The organism is Methylobacterium organophilum (assembly GCF_022533465.1).
Taxonomy (GTDB): Bacteria; Pseudomonadota; Alphaproteobacteria; order Rhizobiales; family Beijerinckiaceae; genus Methylobacterium; species Methylobacterium organophilum.
Window position 1 is genome coordinate 735668 of sequence record NZ_CP092848.1, and the last position, 18561, is coordinate 754228.

12 protein-coding genes are annotated in these 18561 nt (G+C 71.5%); 2 read left to right on the forward strand and 10 right to left on the reverse strand.

What is annotated here, in order from left to right; translation table 11 throughout:
- Positions 1 to 62: 62 nt before the first annotated feature.
- The 9 genes from MMB17_RS03325 to MMB17_RS03365 all read right to left on the reverse strand — a co-directional run bounded on the left by MMB17_RS03325 (position 63) and on the right by MMB17_RS03365 (position 14340).
- On the reverse strand, positions 63 to 2750 hold the full coding sequence (locus MMB17_RS03325) for a nitrate reductase (protein WP_241101065.1): 2688 nt from the start codon (positions 2748 to 2750) through the stop codon (positions 63 to 65).
- Positions 2751 to 2891: 141 nt separating this feature from the next.
- Entirely contained in the window at positions 2892 to 4496 is a 1605-nt protein-coding gene (locus MMB17_RS03330) for a sulfite reductase subunit alpha (RefSeq protein ID WP_241101066.1), read from the reverse strand.
- Positions 4493 to 6283 (reverse strand): NirA family protein, encoded by a 1791-nt coding sequence (locus tag MMB17_RS03335; RefSeq protein WP_241101067.1) that lies wholly within the window; start codon positions 6281 to 6283, stop codon positions 4493 to 4495. Before MMB17_RS03335 ends, MMB17_RS03330 begins: the two co-directional genes overlap by 4 nt.
- 11 nt (positions 6284 to 6294) lie before the next feature.
- Complete coding sequence (locus MMB17_RS03340; protein ID WP_238313331.1) at positions 6295 to 7515, reverse strand: NAD(P)/FAD-dependent oxidoreductase; 1221 nt, start codon at positions 7513 to 7515, stop codon at positions 6295 to 6297.
- A gap of 35 nt (positions 7516 to 7550) precedes the next feature.
- Positions 7551 to 8348 (reverse strand): ABC transporter ATP-binding protein, encoded by a 798-nt coding sequence (locus MMB17_RS03345; RefSeq protein ID WP_241101068.1) that lies wholly within the window; start codon positions 8346 to 8348, stop codon positions 7551 to 7553.
- Between the two features lie 10 nt (positions 8349 to 8358).
- Positions 8359 to 9222, reverse strand: coding sequence for a nitrate ABC transporter permease (gene ntrB, locus MMB17_RS03350; protein WP_238313080.1), 864 nt, complete (start codon positions 9220 to 9222; stop codon positions 8359 to 8361).
- A complete protein-coding gene (locus MMB17_RS03355) occupies positions 9222 to 10514 on the reverse strand; it encodes a CmpA/NrtA family ABC transporter substrate-binding protein (protein WP_238313082.1) in 1293 nt (430 codons plus the stop codon). The genes ntrB and MMB17_RS03355 overlap by 1 nt, the downstream gene beginning before the upstream one ends.
- A gap of 459 nt (positions 10515 to 10973) precedes the next feature.
- Positions 10974 to 12308, reverse strand: coding sequence for an OmpA family protein (locus tag MMB17_RS25315; RefSeq protein ID WP_338041759.1), 1335 nt, complete (start codon positions 12306 to 12308; stop codon positions 10974 to 10976).
- Positions 12309 to 13353: 1045 nt separating this feature from the next.
- On the reverse strand, positions 13354 to 14340 hold the full coding sequence (locus MMB17_RS03365) for a DUF2865 domain-containing protein (RefSeq protein ID WP_238313086.1): 987 nt from the start codon (positions 14338 to 14340) through the stop codon (positions 13354 to 13356).
- A 145-nt stretch (positions 14341 to 14485) separates the two neighbouring features.
- Between MMB17_RS03365 and MMB17_RS03370 the strand changes: the two genes are divergently transcribed.
- Positions 14486 to 15013, forward strand: coding sequence for a CreA family protein (locus MMB17_RS03370; RefSeq protein ID WP_373325061.1), 528 nt, complete (start codon positions 14486 to 14488; stop codon positions 15011 to 15013).
- A gap of 85 nt (positions 15014 to 15098) precedes the next feature.
- On the opposite strand, the gene MMB17_RS03375 is transcribed toward MMB17_RS03370, so the two are convergent.
- Positions 15099 to 15560 carry a phasin gene (locus MMB17_RS03375; protein ID WP_241101069.1) on the reverse strand — a complete coding sequence of 154 codons (462 nt, stop codon included), beginning with the start codon at positions 15558 to 15560 and terminating at the stop codon, positions 15099 to 15101.
- Positions 15561 to 15807: 247 nt separating this feature from the next.
- Between MMB17_RS03375 and MMB17_RS03380 the strand changes: the two genes are divergently transcribed.
- A complete protein-coding gene (locus MMB17_RS03380; RefSeq protein WP_241101070.1) occupies positions 15808 to 18405 on the forward strand; it encodes an ATP-binding protein in 2598 nt (865 codons plus the stop codon).
- The last annotated feature ends 156 nt before the right edge of the window (positions 18406 to 18561 follow it).

Genomic DNA, 18561 nt, shown 5'->3' on the forward strand with positions numbered 1-18561 from the left:
TCGGGAGACGGCCGGCGGACCCTCTCCTTTATCCGAGGGAGAGGGAACCGGGAAACCTGCGCTCAGGCGGCGCTGCGCGCAAGCGGTTCGGGCAGGAGCTTGCGGATCTCGGGAATGCAGGAGCCGCAATTCGTGCCGGCCTTGCAGGCGGCGCCCACCGCCTCCACCGAGCCGGCGCCCGCGGCGATGCAGGCGGTGATCACGTCGAGGCCGACGCCGTGGCAGGCGCAGATGGTCGGCCCGGCCGAGGGCGTGGCGGCGCGGCCGGTGAGCAGGGCGCGGCGGTCGCCGGATTCGAGGGCGCCCGCGGCGAAGGCGCTCTTGGCGAGCTCCCAGTCCGGCCGGCTCGCCTCGCCCGGCACCACGGCGAGGCTCGCCACCAGCCGCGCGCCGTCATAGGCGGCCAGCCGATAGAGGCCGCGGCCGTGATCGGAATATTCGGCGATGTCGAGGCCCTGGAAGGCGCCCCGCAGGGCCAGGGCGATCTCGCGGGAGCCGTCCTGCGTCGCGAAGATCAGCCCGGAGCCGTCCTGCACCGTGGCCCGCGCCCACCACCAGCCCTGGGGCGCCGCCTGCGGGTCGCGGGTGATCAGGTAGCCGCGGGAGCGGAAGGCCACGGCCTCCAGCGCCGCCGGCGTCGCCTTCAGCTCGGGCTGGCCGGAGACGGGATCGGGCATGCCGCGGGTGAGCGCGCCGACGCGGGCGTCGGAGGCGGTCATGGCGCTCCAGTGCATGGGGGCGAAGATCTCGCCCGGGCGCACGCCGTCGGTCACCGTCACCTCCAGCACGGCGCTGCCCTGCTCGGTGGTGACGCGGGCGAAGCCCCCCTCGGCGAGCTGGAGGCGGCGGGCATCCTCCGGGCTCACCTCGACGAAGGGCACGGCCCGGTGTGCGGAGAGGCGCTGGCTTTTGCCCGTGCGGGTCATGGTGTGCCAGTGGTCGCGGACGCGGCCGGTGTTGAGCACGAGCGGGAATGGCGCGCTCGGCGCCGTGGCGAGGGCCGGGGCCTGCACCGCCACGAAGCGGGCACGCCGGTCGAAGGTGAAGAAGCGCCCGTCGCCGAACAGGCGCGGCTGCCCGCCCTTGCCGGAAAGCTTCTTCGGCAGCGGCCACTGCACCGGCGCCGCCGCCTCGTAGGCGCGGTCGTTCAGCTCGACGAGGCCGCCGATGTCGAAGTCGCGGCTGCCGTTGTTCTCGAAGGCCGAGAGCGCGGCATGCTCGCGGAAGATCTGCGCGACGTTGGTGTAGGGGAAGGCCGCGCCGTGGCCGAGGCGGCGGCCGATCTCGCTCATGATCGCCCAATCGGCCCGAGCCTCCCCCGGCGCCTTCAGGAAGGCGCGCTGGCGGGAGATGCGCCGCTCGGAATTCGTCACCGTGCCGTCCTTCTCGCCCCAGGCGAGGGCCGGCAGCAGGATGGTCTTGTGGCCGGCGGCCCGCGCCGTGTCGCTGTCGGCGACGGCCTCGGACACCACGAACAGATCGAGCTTGGCGATCGCCGCCAGAACCCGGTCGGCCTGGGGCATCGACACGACGGGGTTGGTGCCCATCACCCAGAGGGCCTTGATCTTGCCGCGCTCGATCGCCTCGAACAGCGCGATCGCCTTCATGCCCTCGCCGGTGATGATGCGCGGCGCGTTCCAGAAGCGCCTGACCCGGTCGACCTCCTCCGGCGCAAAATGCATGTGGGCGGCGAGCATGTTGGCGAGCCCGCCGACCTCGCGCCCGCCCATGGCGTTGGGCTGGCCGGTGAGGGAGAACGGCCCCATGCCCGGCTGGCCGATGCGGCCCGTGGCGAGGTGGCAATTGATGATGGCGTTGCCCTTGTCCGTACCCTGCGCGGACTGGTTCACGCCCATGCTGAAACAGGTGACGACCCGCTTCGTCTCCGCGAACAGCGCGAAGAAGGCCGCGACATCCGCCTCGGCGAGGCCGGTGGCGGCGGCGGTCGCCGCGACGTCGGGGGCGATCTGCCGGGCGCGCTCGATGGCGCCGTCGAAGCCGGCGGTGTGCTCCTCGATGAAGCGGGGATCGAGCTTGCCCGTCGCGGCAAGATGGACGAGCAGGCCGGAGAACAGGGCGGTGTCGCTCCCCGGCTTCAAGCCGAGGAACAGGTCGGCCTCCTCGCCGGTCTGGGTGCGGCGGGGATCGATCACCACGATCTTGGTGCCGCGCTTGGCGCGCGCGTCGATCATGCGGCGGAACAGGATCGGGTGGCACCAGGCGGTGTTGGAGCCGGTGAGCACGAGGAGATCGGCCTCGTCGAGATCCTCGTAGCAGCCGGGCACCGTGTCCGAGCCGAAGGCCCGGCGATGGGCCGCGACCGCGCTCGACATGCAGAGCCGCGAATTGGTGTCGACATGGGGCGTGCCGAGGAAGCCCTTCGCGAGCTTGTTGGCGACGTAATAGTCTTCGGTAAGCAGCTGGCCGGAGAGGTAGAAGGCGATCGAATCCGGCCCGTGCGCCTCCGCGATGCGCCGCAGGCCGCCGGTGACGGCCCCCAGCGCCTCCTCCCAGGACGCGCGGCGGCCGTCGATCTCCGGATGCAGCAGGCGGTTCTCGAGGGAGAGCGTCTCGCCCAAAGCCGAGCCCTTGGAGCAGAGCCGGCCGCGATTGGCCGGATGCTCGGGATCCCCGGCGATGCCGGCACCGCCCTGCCCGTCCGGGCTCGCGAGCACGCCGCACCCGACGCCGCAATAGGGGCAGGTGGTCTTCACCACGGTCGCGGCGGTGTCGGAGACGGGCTGGGTCATGGGCCGATCCTCGGCGGATATCGCGTCGTCACAGGCAGCAAGAGCCGGGCCGCCGGCTGGCCGCCGTTTCGCCCTCTCCCCCCGCAAGTCGCACTTGCGGATCTCGGGCCGGCCCGAGATCCGAGGGGAGGGTTCGAAGGCTCAGTACACGTCGGCCTGGTAGCGCCCCGCCTTCTTCAGCGCGGCGAGATAGGCCACGGCCTCGTCGGGGTTCTTGCCGCCGTGGCTGGCGGCGACGTCGATGATGGCGCGCTCCACGTCCTTGGCCATGCGCTTGGCATCGCCGCAGACATAGAAATGGGCGCCGCCCTCGAGCCACTTCCACAGCTCCGCCCCGGTCTCGCGCATGCGGTCCTGGACGTAGGTCTTCTCCTTGCCGTCGCGGGACCAGGCGAGCGACAGGCGGGTGAGCACCTTGTCGTCCTTCAGCTGGGTCAGCTCGTCCTTGTAGAAGAAGTCGCTGGCCTGGCGCTGATGTCCGTAGAACAGCCAGTTGCGGCCCGGCGCCTGGGTGGCGGCGCGCTCCCGCAGAAAGGCGCGGAACGGGGCGATGCCCGTGCCGGGCCCGCACATGATCACGTCCTTGGACAGATCCTCCGGCAGGGCGAAGCCGTGCGCCTTCTGCAGGTAGATCTTGACCTTGGTCTGCTCGGGCAGGCGCTCGCCGAGATGGGTCGAGGCGACGCCGAGGCGCAGCCGCGAACGGTGGTTGTAGCGGACCGCGTCGACGGTGAGGGAGACCTTGCCGACATCCATCTTGGGCGAAGACGAGATCGAGTAAAGGCGCGGCTGCAACTCGTCGAGGGCCTCGAGGAAGACCTCGGCATCGGGGCGGGCGCCCGGGAACTTGTGCAGCGCGCCGAGCACGTCGAGATAGGCCGCGTCGCCGTCCGGATCCTCGCCGGCGGCGAGCGCCTGGGCCTTCCGGCGCGCCTCGCCCGAGGTCAGGAGCGAGAGGAGCTGGTAGAGCCCGTCCGGCGCCGCGCCCAGCGAGTAATCGGCGAGCAGGCGGTTGCGCAGGGTCTTGCCGCCGATGATCCGCTCGGGACGGGTGCCGAGCTCGGCGATCACCGCATCGACCAGGGCGGGGGCGTTGGCGGGGAACAGGCCGAGGCTGTCGCCGACCACGTACTCGATCGGCGTATCCTTCAGGTCGATCTCGATGTGCCAGGTCTCCTTCTCGCCGCCCGGCTCGTTGAGACGACGACGGCCGAGGAAGGTCGCCTCGACGGGATTCTCGCGGCAATAGCCCAGGGGGCCGAGCTCCGGCTCCTTCTTCGGAGCGGCCGCCTCCGCCTTCGGCGCGGCCGCCGCCCCGCCGGAGGCGCCGAACTCCTCGTCGAGCTTCTTGAGCATGCGCAGGGTCTCTTTGCCGCCCGGCTGGCAAAGGTTCAGGCGCTCCTCGCTCTTGAGGAAGATCGCGTTGGCATAGTCGGCGCAGTTGTAGCCGCACTGGCCGCAATCCTGCTGGGCCATGGCGGCCATCAGCTTCTGCGCGTCCGGCCGATCCTTGGCCATCTCCATGCGGTCGGCGATCGGCATGGACGGGTCGTGCCAGGGCGCATCGTCGTTGTCGGCGAGCTTCTTCGCACCGCCCGGCGCCTCACCGGGTGCGAGCGCCGTCGCGCCCTCGACCGCCGGGCCGAGCAGGGCCGCGAAATAGCCCGAGAGCCAGGAGCGCTGGTCGGCGGTGAAGGGGGCGCTCTCGGGGATGAGAACGAGCGGGGGCGTGACGTGCTGGGTCATGCGGCGGCCTTGAGGGCGGGCTGTTCTTCGGCGGCGTCGCGCAGGGCCTCGGGGCCGGTGCGCGCGGTGAAGGCCTGGAAGCTCTCTTCCGGCCCCTGGCGGCGGGCGAGATAGGCGTGGAGCAGGGCCTCCACGCGGCCCGGGCATTCCTCGGCCTTCACGCCCTTCCAGATCTCGGTGCCGATCTTCGGGGCCTCGGCGAAGCCGCCGCCGACCACGATGTCGTAGCCCTCGACGGTGTCGCCCTCCTCCGAGACGGTGACCTTGGCGCCGATGAGCCCGATATCGCCGATGTAGTGCTGGGCGCAGGAATGGTGGCAGCCGGTGAGATGCACGTTCACCGGCACGTCGAGATGGGTCACGGTCTTCTCGACATGGTCCGCGATGAGCAGCGCGTGGCCCTTGGTGTCGGCGGCGGCGAACTTGCAGCCGCGGTTGCCCGTGCAGGCCACGAGCCCCGAGCGGATGCCCGCGGCCTTGATGGTGAGGCCGAGCGCCTCGATGCGGGCCTCGACCTCCGCCACCTTCGCGTCCGGCACGCCGGAGAAGATGAAGTTCTGCCAGACCGTGAGGCGGATCTGCCCGTCGCCGCACTCGGCCGAGATTTTTGCGAGTTCCCGCATCTGGTCGGTGGTCATCTTGCCCACCGGCAGGACGACGCCGATCCAGTTCAGGCCGGGCTGCACCTGCTTGTGCACGCCGACATGGGCGAAGCGGTTCGTCGCCTTGCGCGGGGCGACATGGGCGGGATCGACCCGGTCGAGCGGGCGGCCGAGCTTCTCCTCGACGGCGGCGAGGTACTTGTCGAAGCCCCAGGCATCGAGGACGTATTTCATCCGACTCTTGTTGCGGTTGGTGCGGTCGCCGTTCTCGATGAAGACGCGCAGGATCGCATCGGCGACCTTGTTGCAATCCTCGGGCTTGAGCACCACGCCGGTGTCGCGGGCGAGGTCCTTGTGGCCGGAGATGCCGCCGAGCACGAGGCGCATCCAGATCCCGGCGGGCACGCTCGCGCCCTCCAGAACCTCGATCGCCTGGAAACCGATATCGTTGGTCTCCTCCAGCACCGGCATCACGCCGCCGCCGTCGAAGGCGACGTTGAACTTGCGCGGCAGGCCGTAGAGCGAGCGGTCGTTGAGGATCCAGTTGTGCCAGGACTTGGCGAGCGGGCGGGTGTCGAGCAGTTCCTGCGCGTCGATGCCGGCGGTGGGCGAGCCGGTGACGTTGCGGATGTTGTCCGCGCCCGCGCCCCTGGCGGTCAGGCCGAGATCGGTCAGGCCGTCGAGGAAGGGCTGGCCGTGCTCCGGCGCGATCTCGCGCACCTGCAGGTTGGCGCGGGTGGTGACGTGGCTGTAGCCGCCGCCATGGGCATCGGCGAGGTCGGCGATCCCGGCGAACTGCCAGTGCTGCAGGATCCCGTTGGGGATGCGCAGGCGGCACATATAGGAGGTCTGGTTGGGGGCGACCCAGAACAGACCGTGGTAGCGCCAGCGGAAATTGTCCTCGGGCTTGGGCGGCTTGCCGGCCGCCGCCTCGGCGATCAGGCGGTTATGGCCGTCGAACGGGTTCTCGGCGCGCTTCCACTTCTCCTGGTCGCAGAGCTTGCCGCCGTTCTTCACGGTCCGGTCCTGCGCCTTGATGTGGATCGCATCCGGTCCCGTCGGCTCGGACGGCGCGCCCGCGGGCGCTTGACCCAGGGCGAGGCCGCCGGTCATCCGGGCGGCGGCGATGCCGGAGGCGAAGCCTTCCAGATAGCGCTTCTGCTCAGGATTGAAATCGTCTGCCATCGCTGCCTCACTCACGCTGCGAGGGGTTTCACAGACGGGCCGAACATCAGGTCGTCCCGGTCTTCAGGTCGAAGCGCCGCGCCGGTGCGGATCAGGTCCTTGCACCGCGCCTGCTCGGCGATGTCGCCGACGAAGACGGCGCCGATCAGCGTGCCGTCCACGATCGTCAGCTTGCGGTAGAGCCCGGCGGAGGCGTCGTGCATCACGATCGCCTCGGCCCCCTCGGGCGTGTCGACCACCCCGGCGGAGAACACCGGCAGGCCCGACACCTTCAGGCTCGTGGCAAGGGACGTGCCGAGATAGGCCGCCGCCTCCCCGACGAGATGCCGCGCCAGCACCTCCGCCTGCTCGTAGGCGGGCTCGACGAGGCCGTAGACCACGCCGCGATGCTCGGCGCATTCGCCGAGCGCGAAGATGCGCGGGTCGGAGGTGGTCATGCGGTCGTCGACGGTGATGCCGCGCCCGCAGGCGAGGCCGCAGCCCTGCGCCAGCGCCATGGAGGCGCGGATGCCCACCGACATCACCACGAGGTCGGCCGGCACCACGGTGCCGTCCTTCATCACCAGCCGCTCGACCTTGCCGTCGCCCTCGATGGCGGCGGTGTCGGCCGAAAGCATCACCTTCACGCCGCGGGCCTCCATCGCCGCACGCACGAGGCGGGCGGCATGGTGATCGAGCTGGCGCTCCATCACCCGGTCCATGACGTGGATCAGCGTGGTGTCGACGCCGAGCCGGGCGAGCCCGACCGCGGCCTCGAGCCCGAGCAGGCCGCCGCCGATCACCACGGCCTTGGCGTGCTCGACGGCCGCCTTGCGGATCGCCGCCACGTCCGCGAAGTCGCGGAAGGTGAGCACGCCCGGCAGGTCGATGCCGGGCAGGGGCAGGCGGATCGGCAGGGAGCCGATCGCCAGGACCAGCCTGTCGAAGGGCAGGACATGCGTCTCCCCGACGATGGCCAGCCCGTTCTCCCGGTCGATCTGCGTCACCGGCGCGCCGGTGATCAGGCGGATGCCGTGATCGTCGTACCAGGAGAGCGGGCGGAAGCCGCAGGCGGCCTCGTCCACCTCCCCGCCGAGCAGCGAGGAGAGCAGCACGCGGTTATAGGCGGCGACCGGCTCGGCGCCGACGACGGTGACGTCGTAACGCCCCGGCGCCCGCTCGGTCAGCCGCTCCAGGAAACGGAGCGAGGCCATGCCGTTGCCGACGACGACGAGCCGCTCCTTTCCGCCCATGGCCTGCGCGCCCATGCCCGATCCCCCTTCCAAGCTCACGCGGCGAGGGCGGCGGGGTTGGCGTGGCGGGCGTAGAGGAACTCCAGCACCGCGGCGCGGGCATGGACGTAGGTGGCATCCTCCACGAGTTCGAGGCGGCGGCGCGGACGCGGCAACGGCACCGGCAAGATCTCGCCGATCGTCGCCGAGGGGCCGTTCGTCATCATCACGATGCGGTCGGAGAGCAGGACCGCCTCGTCCACGTCGTGGGTGATCATGATGACGGTGTTCCGCAGCCGCGTCTGGATCTCCATGAGCTGGTCCTGGAGATGGGCGCGGGTGAGCGCGTCCAGCGCCCCGAAGGGCTCGTCCATCAGGAGCACGGTCGGCTCCATGGCCAGCGCCCGGGCGATGCCGACGCGCTGCTTCATGCCGCCGGAGATCTCGCTCGGGCGCTTGTCGGCGGCGTGCATCATGTTCACGAGGGCGAGGTTGTGCTCGATCCATTGGGCGCGCTCGGCCTTCGACTTCTTGCCCTTGAGCACCTTGTCGACGGCGAGCGCCACGTTCTCGCGCACGGTGAGCCAGGGCAGCAGGGAGTGGTTCTGGAACACCACCGCGCGGTCGGGACCGGGGGCGTTCACCTCCTTGCCGTCGAGGAGCACGCCGCCGGTCGAGGCCTTGAGCAGGCCGGCAACGATGTTGAGCACCGTCGACTTGCCGCAGCCCGAATGCCCGATGATCGAGACGAACTCGCCCTTGGCGATGTCGAGGTTCACGTCGCGCAGCACCTCGGAGGTCTTGCCGCCGCGGCGGAAGGAGATGCCGACCTGGGAGAGGGAGAGATGGCTCATGGGGCTCGCCTCACGCTGCGCTGGTGCCGCGGGTCACGAGCACGCCCACCCCGGCCACCAGCCGGTCGAGGACGAAGCCGATGAGCCCGACATAGACGAGGGCGACGATGATCTCGCTGATATGCGACGAGTTCCACGCGTCCCAGATGAAGAAGCCGATGCCGACGCCGCCGATCAGCATCTCGGCCGCCACGATGGCGAGCCAGGACAGGCCGACGCCGATGCGCAGGCCGGTGAAGATGTACGGCGCCGCCGAGGGCAGCATGACCTTGTAGAAGAATTCGATCGGGTTGAGCCGGATCACCGCCGCCACGTTGCGGTAGTCCTGCGGGATGTTCCGGATGCCGACCGCGGTGTTGATGATGATCGGCCAGATCGAGGTGATGAAGATCACGAAGATCGCGCTCGGCTGACCGTCGCGGAATGCGGCGAGCGAGAGCGGCAGCCAGGCCAGCGGCGGTATGGTCCGCAGCACCTGGAAGATCGGGTCGAGGCCGCGCATCGCCCATTCGGACTGGCCGACGAGGGTGCCGAGCAGCACGCCCGCCACCACGGCCAGGGAAAAGCCGAGCGCGACGCGCTTGAGGCTCGCCGCGATATGCCAGAACAGGCCCTTGTCGGTGCCGCCATTGTCGAAGAACGGATCGACGATGATGTCGTGCGCCTCCGACAGCACCCGCGAGGGCGCCGGCAGGCCGGCGGTCGGGGAGGAGCAGAGCACCTCCCACAGGAGCAGGAAGCCCGCCAGCACGACGAGCGGCGGCACGATCCGAGCCGCGAAGGCGCGCAGACCGGCCAGGGTGACGAGCGGCCCGCGGGCCTTGGCCACGGCGCGGGCGCCCGCGGCGTTCGAGAGGGTGGCTCCGGTCGCCATCACGCCACCTTCTTGATGCCGAGGCTGGCGAGGTAGGCGGCAGGATCGGCCGGGTCGAAGACCTTGCCGTCGAACAGCGTCTCCTTGCCGCGGGACGTGGAGGTCGGGATCGCGGAGACGCCGAGCGCCTTGGCGGCGTCGCGCCACAGATCCTCGCGGTTCACCTTGCCGATCAGCGCCTTGGTGTCGGTGGTCGCCTCGAACTTGCCCCAGCGGATGTCCTCGGTGAGGAACCAGAGGTCGTGGCTCTGGTAGGGGTAGGAAGCGTTGTCGGCCCAGAACTTCATGGTGAAGGGGCTGTTCTCGACGACGCGGCCGGTGCCGTAGTCGAACTTGCCCTTCATCCGGTCGACGACATCGGCCACCGGCACGTTGATCCACTGGCGCTTGGCGACGATGCCGGCGAGCTCCTCACGGTTCTCCGGCTTCTCGCACCATTGCTGGGCCTCCATCACCGCCATCAGCAGGGCCTTGGCCGCGTTCGGATACTTGTCGACCCAGGCCGCGCGCAGGGCAAAGGCCTTCTCCGGATGGTCCTTCCAGAGCTCGCCCGTGGTCACGGACGTGTAGCCGATGCCCTGGTGGATGAGCTGTTCGTTCCACGGCTCGCAGACGCAGAAGCAGTCCATCGTGCCGACCTTCATGTTCGCCACCATCTGGGGCGGCGGCACGACGATGGTCTCGATGTCCTTGTCCGGGTCGATGCCGCCGGCGGCGAGCCAGTAGCGGATCCAGAGGTCGTGGGTGCCCCCCGGGAAGGTCATCGCCGCCTTCACCGACTTGCCCGAGGCCTTCTTGGCCTCGAGGGCGGCTTTGAACGGCTTGGTGTCGAGGCCGATCTTCTGGTCGAGGTATTCCTTTGCGATCGAGATGCACTGACCGTTCAGGTTGAGCCGGGCCATGATGTACATCGGCACCGGCACGTTGTTCTGGGTCACCCGACCGGCGGAGATCAGGTAGGGCATCGGCGACAGGATGTGGGCGCCGTCGATGCCGTTGCCCTCGGAGCCGAGCACGAGGTTGTCGCGGGTGGTGCCCCAGGAGGCCTGCTTCAGCACCTCCGTGTCGGGCATGCCGTACTTGGCGAAGATGCCCTTCTCCTTGGCGACGAAGAGGGGGGCCGCGTCGGTGAGCGCGATGAAGCCGAGCTTGGCACCCTTGACCTCCGGCCCGGCGCCCTGCGCGAAGGCGCCGCCCGGCAGCGCGGCGCGCGCCGCCCCGGCGAGCGCCAGCGCGGCGGCCGCCCCCTTGATGATGCCACGGCGTGTCGTGTTGCTCGGGTCGATGCTCATCTGATCTTCGTCCCCCCGGCGCCATCGCGCATGAAAAAAGCCGCCATCCGGGATCGCCTGCGCGATCAAAAATCGTCGCGTGCGAACATCGGATCAGCGGCTTTGCTGACGGTGGGCCGATCTTCGTTGACCGGCCTATGCGGGATATCCAGCACGAAGCATGCCAACTTTCGCCGGCGCCCGCGGAGCGGCGGCCGGTCTCCTTTCGCCGCAGCGCGGGCGAAGGGTGCCGAAGCGTGACCGGAGCGTGCCCCGGACGGCAGCAGCGCCGATGCACTGCACAATTTTTGAGCGAATGTTCATCCCCTGCGCAAGGCGCGCATGGGAAGGGGCTTGGCGTCGGAGAGGCATGCGGCCATGCCGGGTGGACGCCTCCACGAAAAAACCGGCCCGACCTTTTCCAGGTCGGGCCGGCTCGCGATCGTCACGGCTCCCGCCCAGGATCGGGCGGCGGCCGGATTATTGCGGCGGCGGAGCCGATGACGGCTGGCCCTCCGCCTGCTGCTGGAGCAGCGGGGTGATGCGACGGACCGTGACGCGGCGGTTCTCGCGGTTGGCGCTCTGGGTATTCACCTTGAGGTACTGCTCGCCGTAGCCCTGTGTGGTGAGGTTCTCCGGCGGCACCTGGAAGGTCTGGGTCAGCACCGAGGCCACCGATTGCGCCCGCCGGTCGGAGAGGGAGAGGTTGTCGACCTCCGCACCGACCGCGTCGGTATAGCCCTCGATCAGGAACACCTCCTGCGGATTGGCCTTCACCGCCTGGTTGATCGCCGCGGCGATGGTCGAGAGGCGCTGCGCCTGGTCGGGCGTCACCGTGAACGATCCGGAATCGAAGTTGATCGTGTTGATGTCCACGCTCGGCATGCGGGCGCGCAGCTGCGGGCTGTAGCGGACCTGATCGAGCGTGTAGCGCCGGTCGACCGGCTGGACCGGCGGCGCCGAGAGAGCCTGATAGACCGTCCGCTCGTCCGCCCGCTCGTAATCCACGATGTAGCGGTCGCGGGGGATGCGGATGTCCGGCGGGGGCAGGTCGACCACATCCTCGTAGATCGGCCGCGGCGGCCCGCCATAGCTGTTGTTGATCAGGAAGACCTCGCGCCCGTCGCCGTAGCGGCGGTAGCGGCGCAGCAGGCGGCCGTCGTCGTCCACCACGGTGACGACCTGGCCGCCCCCGGGGCTGTCGACATAGCTGTAGATCTCGCCGCCGCGGCGCTCGCTGCGATAGCCGCGGTCGCCGTAGATCTCGCGGAAGCGCTCGTTCTCGTCGTGGCGGATGAAATAGCCGTCGCGGTCGCGCACGATGATGCGGCCGGGCTCGCGGATATAGGTCCGCCCGTCCACGTCGTATTCGCGGCGGTCGCGGCGCACGGTGTCGTAGTCGCGCACCCGGTAATCGTTGTCGTTGAAGCCGCCCGGGATGTAGCCGGGGCCGCCGGGCACGTTGAAGCGGTCGCGGCGCTCGGCGCCGTCGCGGCGGTCATAGACGTCGCGCCGATCCGAGGAGTCGCGGCGGTCGTAGCCACCCGCATTGCCGGGCTGGTAGCCCGGCTGACCCGGCTGGGGCGGAGCACCCGGCGGAACCTGGTTCGGCTGGCCGGGCGCGATCTGGTTGGATTGTCCCTGGCCGGGAGGCAGGCGGCCGCCGGGCGGCTGCACATTGGGCGGCACGGGCTGCCCGGGCGGCGTCCCCGGGGGCGTGCCCGGCGGCACGGCCGGCTGCTGCGCGCCGGGAGGCGTGACGGGACGGCCGGGAACGCCCGGCTGCTGATTGGGCGCGACCGGACGGCCCGGCACGCCGGGACGCTGGTTCGGCGGGGTCGGCGTCTCCGGCTGGCGCGCGGCCGGCGCCTCCGGCTCGCCGGGACGGTTGGGCGGCGGCGCGCCCGGGGCCGTGGGCTGGCCGGGGCGGCTCGGGGCGGCGTTTCGGGCGGGGCCGCATGGGGCTGCGCCGGGGCGCCGGGGCGCGCGGGCGGCGTCGTCTCCGCGCCAGCGGGCCGGTTCGGCGCGGGGGCGCGGACCGGTTCTGCAGGGCCGGGGCGGGGCATTCGGCGCAGCGCCGGGGCGGGGCGGCGTCGCCCGCTCGGGCCTCTCCTCGGAGCGGGCGGGACCGGACCTCTCGTCCGGGCGATTGGGCGCGGCGCGGTCCGGAGCCTCCCGGTCGGGGCCGGGCCTGCGGTCCCGGGCCGCGGGCGGCGTGGGGCGCTCCTCCGAGCGATCGGGGCGGGCGGCCGGCGCCCGATCGGGCCGTTCGGCGGCGGGCGGGCGCTCCGGGGCACGCTCGCGGGCCGCGGGCGGCGCCGCGCGCTCGGCAGGGGCGGGACGCTCCGCCGGCGCCGGACGTTCGGGACGGGCCGAGGGGGCCGGCCGCTCCGCCGGCGCAGGGCGCTCCGCGGGGGGGGACGCTCCGGCCGGGCCGCGGGACCGGGCCGCTCGGCGGGGACGGGCGCTCGGGCGGGGCCGCCCGTTCGGGCCAGTCCCGGAGGCGGTCCCCCGCGCTCCGCGCCGCCGGGACCGCCACGCTCCGGACCGCCGCGCTCGCCGCCACCGGGGCCGCGGGGGCCGCCCCGTGGTTCTTCCGCCTGCGCGAGCTCGATCCGGCCGGTCAGCCCCTCGCCCGATGGCCGGGCGGCGATCGGCCCGGACAGGAGCAGGGTGGGCAGGATCGTGCCCGTCAGAAGCAGCGAGCGGGTCATCCCCATCAGGTCAGCCTTCGTGAAACGCAATCGGGGGATCCGAACTCGGTCGGGCCGATATGGTTCCACGCCGCAGGCGCCTCCCCGCCGCCGCCGAGCCGGCGGCGACCCGGGGTCGGGCCGTTCACATCCTGGGGATCAGCCGGTCAGGGCGCGCCCGTCCGGGCCGGCACGGGGATCATCGAGGGGGCGATGACGCGGATGTTCTGCGGGGCGGCGCTGCCCGTCGCCGCGGGGCTGCCGCCCGCGGCATCCCCGTCGGACAGCGTGCCCGAACGCTGCGCCGCATCCGCCGCGATCTCGGCGGCGGTGCGGTCGGCCCGGCCGACCAGGGTGAGGCGCACCTTCGGCCGCGACAACGCCTCCGCCTGCATCGGCGTGACGAAGATGTCGCCCTTGTGCCGCACCAGCATGCTCTCGGCCTTGACCAGGGACTGCGCCCAGGTCTGGCCCTCGCGCTTGCAGGAGCAGTTCGGCGTGAAGCTCGTGCGGAACTTGAAGGCGTTGGGCAGCGCCGTGTAGGCGCGGCTGCCCTTGACCGTCGCCGCGTATTTGAGGGCGTCGTCGCCGGCCGGCATCGAATAGGCCACGGCCTCGGTGCCCGGGCAGAGGGCCTGGCACATGTCGTTGGCCCCCGAGCGCCCCTCGGGCAGGTTGCTCATCGGGAAATAGGAGCCGTCGCAGGTCTTCACGCAGATGACCTGATGGCCGCCCCGGGCGGTCTGCTCGCCGGGCAGGCCGGTGCCGGGCGGCTGGTCGCCGCAGGCCGTGGCGACCGCCTGGGTGAGCTGGCGGCGGCGCGCCGAGACGACCTCTCCGTTCTCCGAGCCGTAGCCGGCATTGAGCGCGCGGATGCGCTGCTCCACGGCCCCGCACTGGGGCGGCCGGGTGTCGAAGAACAGGAACTTGCCGCCCTCGCAGTTCAGGCTGCGGTAATAGGCCTGGAGGCGGCCGATCTCGTTGCGCAGGGCCTCGGCGGCGCTCGCCCCGTTGTTGAGGTTGGCGAGCTCGGCCTTGTAGCGCTGGCAGGCCCATTGGTCCGCGCGCGCGGCCGCCGGGAGGAACGGCACGGCGAACAGCGCGAGCAGGAGGAGCGCAACCGGCAGACGTGTCGACCTACGAATCAACGGCATAGCTCGGGTTGCTGTCGGGCGGGGCACGGCCCGCGAAAGGGGCAGCGGGACGCGTCGGGCAAATCAACGTCCTGAATAAACCTCCTCGCAGACCGGCGACAGACACCCCACATCACAACGGCGCAGCTTTGCGGGGATTGCGGGAATGATGTGGCTGAAGCGCACCATGGGTCTTGCGGGGGTGTTCGGCCTGGGCCTCGCGGCCCTGGCGGGGAACGGGGCACAGGCGCAGGAGCCCGACAGGATCTTCGACAAGTCGACGGTCTGGCGGCCGCTCACGCCCAACGACAAGCTCGTCGTCTACGGCATCGACGACCCGGCGGTGGCGGGCGTCGCCTGCTGGTACACCCAGCCGGAGAAGGGCGGCATCAAGGGCACCCTCGGCCTCGCCGAGGACGTGTCGGACATCTCGCTCGCCTGCCGGCAGGTCGGGCCGGTTCAGTTCAAGGACAAGTTCAAGCAGGGCGAGGTGGTGTTCAGCGAGCGCCGGTCGCTGATCTTCAAGTCGATGCAGATCGTGCGCGGCTGCGACGTGAAGCGCAACACGCTGATCTACATGGTCTACTCGGACAAGGTGATCCAGGGCTCGCCCAAGAACTCCACCTCGAGCGTCCCCCTCGCCCCCTGGGGCACGGAGCCGCCGCCCAAATGCGGCGATTTCCTCAAGGGTTGAGCCGGACGGGGCTGAAGGCCCGACACGAAAAGGGCCGGCGCGGTGATCGCGCCGGCCCGGTCCGCGGAAAGCCGCGAAGGGGGTATCAGGCCTGGTCGGTCGCCTTCTTGGCGGCCTCGGCACTCTGGTTGAAGGCGTCGCGGGCCTCGCTCACGCCCTGCTGCACGGCGCTCTTGGCGTTCTCGGCGCCCTGCTGGAAGGCGCTCTGGGCAAGGCCGCCGAACTCCTTGGCCTGGGCCTGGATCGCGGCGAACTGCGAGCGGACGAACTCGGCCTGGTGCTGCATGGCCTCGTTCACGTCACGGGAGCGGACGAGCTTCTGCGCCAGGTCGAACGCGGCGTTCACGTTCTGCTCGGCGTATTCGAAGCCGCGGGTGGACAGGTTGCTCGCATTGCTGCGGGCGAGATCGGCCGAGCCGCTCACCGTTTCGGCCGTGCGCCGGGCCGCGCCGATGAAGGAGTCGAAGGCCTTGCGGGCCTGGTCGACGCTCTTCTCCGCGAAATCGCGCATCTCGGTGGGGATCTCGTAATTCGGGGTCTCGGCCATGTCCGTCTCCTCGAGTTTTTGGTTCACACAGCGATTGTGCACTGCACAATAACACAGGCCGCGGCGATTTCCAGCCCCGGCGAGGCTGATTAGGGTTAACAGTTGATAAACGTGTGTCGGCGCTCGCCGAAGTCTATGTCCGGGGTACAAGCCACCCCTAGAAACTCAGCACAGGCCCTTGCGCGAAGGCCGGCTACGGATACCCGATACCCTGATGCAGCCAGCTGCGACCCCTGACGAAGCGGCCGTGACCGACGCCCTCCCCCGCTGGAGCGCCGGCGCGGAGCTCGGCGGCCTGCTGCGCGGGCAGGAGGCGCATTTCCTCGTGCTCGACACCGGGGCCGAGCGGGTGCTGTTCGCCTCTCCCCCGGCGCGCGGGCTGCGCGCGGGCATCGCGGATCCCGAGGGACGCGTTGCGGAGACGTTGGGCCTCGCCCGGCAGATCGAGCGGGCCGGCGGCGCCGGTGCCCGGGCCCGGCTGTTCCGGCTGCGTCTCGATCCGCGGGGCCTCGCCGCCCCCGTCACCTGCCGGGCGGCCCTGGCCACGCTGGAGGACGGCCGGCCCGCCCTCGTCCTGGCCCCGTTCGGCGCATTGCCGAAGCTGCCGCCGCTCCCCGGAAAGGCCGTCGCCGCGGCGCCGGAAAACACGCCCCCGGACCCACCGCAGGACAAGGGTCCGGACGGCCCGGGCGACGCCGCGCCGCCGCGGCCGGAAACCGGCCGTTTCGTGTGGCGCTCGGACGCGGCCGACGTGGTGACCGCGATCTCGGGCGCCGCCGCCGATCTGGCGCCGCTCCTGGTCGGGCAATCCTGGGCGGAGCTGTTCGCGCGGGGCATCGTGCGCGGCGAGGCCCTCGCGGCCGCGCTCGCCACGCAGGCGACCTTCCGGGCGCAGCCGGTCCGCGTCGTCGCGCCAGGCTCGGGCGCGACGGCGGAGGCCGAGCTGTCCGGCATGCCGGCCGCCCGGCCGGGCCAGCCCTTCGCGGGCTTCGCCGGCTTCGGCCTCCTGCGCGCACGCCATCCCGCGAACCCCGACCGGGCGTCAGAGGACATCGCGGACGCCCCGCGCGCGGCGATCGGGACCGAAGAACCCGTGCTCGGCGAGCCGGAGATCGACGAGCCCGCAGCCGACGCACCGGACACCGCCATGCCCGCGCCGGCGGCCCCCGAATCTTCGGCTCCGGAGCCGGCCTCGCTCGCGGCGGAAACGGTCGCCTCCCCGTCCGAGGCCCTGCCCGAGCCGGCGGCCTCCCCCTGGCACCGGCGCCCCGAGCCGCCGGCGACGGATCTGTCCGAGACGGAGCAGACCGCCTTCCGGGAGATCGCGCGCGCCCTCGGCGTGCGCTTCGACGGCGAGTTGTCGCAGGACAACCAAGCCCCGCAGCCCGTCCGCCCCTGGCGTCCCGAACCGATGCCCACCGCCCTGGCGGAGGTGCTCGACCAGCTGCCGGCGGGGGTGCTGGTGCATCGCGACGACACGGTTTTGTTCGCCAATACCCGGTTCCTCGGCCTGACCGGCTTTCCCGACCGCTCGGCCCTGCAGGGGGAAGCGGGCATCGCGCGGCTTTTCCGCGGGCTCGTGCCGTCCGAGCGCAGCGAAGCCGGCGAGGTCGTGCCCTGCGCCACCGCGGATGGCGGCAGCGTGCCCCTGCTCGTCGAGCGGGCGCGGCTCGATTGGGAGGGCGCGCCGGCCGAGCTGCTGCTCGCCCGCGTCGCGCCGCCCTCCCCCGTGGTGCCGCCCCATGTCGCCAAGAGCCATGCCGCCCGCGAGCAGGCCCTGCGCGACGTGCTCGACAGCCTGCCCGACGGGGTGCTGACCCTCGACGACACGGCCAGGGTGCTCTCCCTCAACCGCAGCGCCGCCGCCCGGCTGCGGGGCGATCCCCGCGAGGTGGTCGGCATCGCCCTGCGCGACCTGCTGGCCCCCGAAAGCGCCCCGGCGCTCGGGGCGGCCATCGCCGCGGCCGAGCGCGCCGGCACCGGCGAGGCCAGCGAGATCCTGCCCAAGGATGCGCCCGGCGGCGATCCCGTGAGCCTGCGCCTCGCCCGCCTCCCGGGCCGGGACGCCGCCCGTTTCAGCGCCGTCCTGACGGAACGCGGCGAGGCGAAGCGCCTGCGCGAGGAGCAGGCGGCGGCGCGCCGGGAGCTCGAAGCCTCCGCCCTGCGCAAGGCGGATTTCCTGGCCAAGGCGAGCCAGGAGATCCGCCGGCCGATGACGGGCATCATCGAGGTCGCCGACGCGATGATGAAGGCGCCGCTGGAGACGCTCGGCTGCGAGCGCTACGGCGACTACCTGCGCGACATCCGCGACGCGGGCAGCCACGTGCTCGCCATCGTCAACGACCTGCTCGAACTCGCGCAGATCGAGGCGGGGCGCGCCGGCCTCGCCCCCACCGAGATCGCCCTGAACGACCTCGTCTCGGGCTGCATCGCCGCCGTGCAGCCCCAGGCGGCGCGCGAACGCGTCCTCGTGCGCACCAGCCTCGCCCCGGACCTGCGGAGGCTGCATGCGGACGAGCGCTCCCTGCGCCAGGCCGCGCTCACCGTCATCGCCAATGCCGTGCGCTTCACGGAAGCCGGCGGCCAGGTCATCGTCTCGACGACCCTGGCCGAGCGCGGCGAGATCGCCCTGCGGGTGCGCGACACCGGCATCGGCATGACGCCGGAGGAAGTGGCGAACGCGCTGGAACCCTTCGGACCGGTCCAGACCGCCCATCCGGGCGGCGGCAGCGGCCTCGGCCTCACACTGACCAAGGCGATCGTCGAGGCCAATCACGGGCGCTTCCGCATCTCCAGCCGCAAGAACGAGGGCACCCTCGTCGAGATGATGTTCCCGGCCGCATGACCGCCCCGCCGACCGCGCGCGGGGCCGGCCATAACAATCTGCCGATCCCGCAAAGCCCTGGACTAAATGGTGCTTGCTGCCCCGTTTCCGGAGAGCCTAGAACCACGGATCGGAAAGACCCGGCTGCGCAAGCTTCGCGATACGATCGGGCACCTC

What these genes read in the sequence shown, in the direction of transcription:
- MMB17_RS03325 (WP_241101065.1), bottom strand. Translation starts at nt 2,750, where the DNA reads ATGACCCAGCCCGTCTCCGACACCGCCGCGACCGTGGTGAAGACCACC.
- MMB17_RS03330 (WP_241101066.1), bottom strand. Translation starts at nt 4,496, where the DNA reads ATGACCCAGCACGTCACGCCCCCGCTCGTTCTCATCCCCGAGAGCGCC.
- MMB17_RS03335 (WP_241101067.1), bottom strand. Translation starts at nt 6,283, where the DNA reads ATGGCAGACGATTTCAATCCTGAGCAGAAGCGCTATCTGGAAGGCTTC.
- MMB17_RS03340 (WP_238313331.1), bottom strand. Translation starts at nt 7,515, where the DNA reads ATGGGCGGAAAGGAGCGGCTCGTCGTCGTCGGCAACGGCATGGCCTCG.
- MMB17_RS03345 (WP_241101068.1), bottom strand. Translation starts at nt 8,348, where the DNA reads ATGAGCCATCTCTCCCTCTCCCAGGTCGGCATCTCCTTCCGCCGCGGC.
- ntrB (WP_238313080.1), bottom strand. Translation starts at nt 9,222, where the DNA reads ATGGCGACCGGAGCCACCCTCTCGAACGCCGCGGGCGCCCGCGCCGTG.
- MMB17_RS03355 (WP_238313082.1), bottom strand. Translation starts at nt 10,514, where the DNA reads ATGAGCATCGACCCGAGCAACACGACACGCCGTGGCATCATCAAGGGG.
- MMB17_RS03365 (WP_238313086.1), bottom strand. Translation starts at nt 14,340, where the DNA reads ATGCCGTTGATTCGTAGGTCGACACGTCTGCCGGTTGCGCTCCTCCTG.
- MMB17_RS03370 (WP_373325061.1), top strand. Translation starts at nt 14,486, where the DNA reads ATGATGTGGCTGAAGCGCACCATGGGTCTTGCGGGGGTGTTCGGCCTG.
- MMB17_RS03375 (WP_241101069.1), bottom strand. Translation starts at nt 15,560, where the DNA reads ATGGCCGAGACCCCGAATTACGAGATCCCCACCGAGATGCGCGATTTC.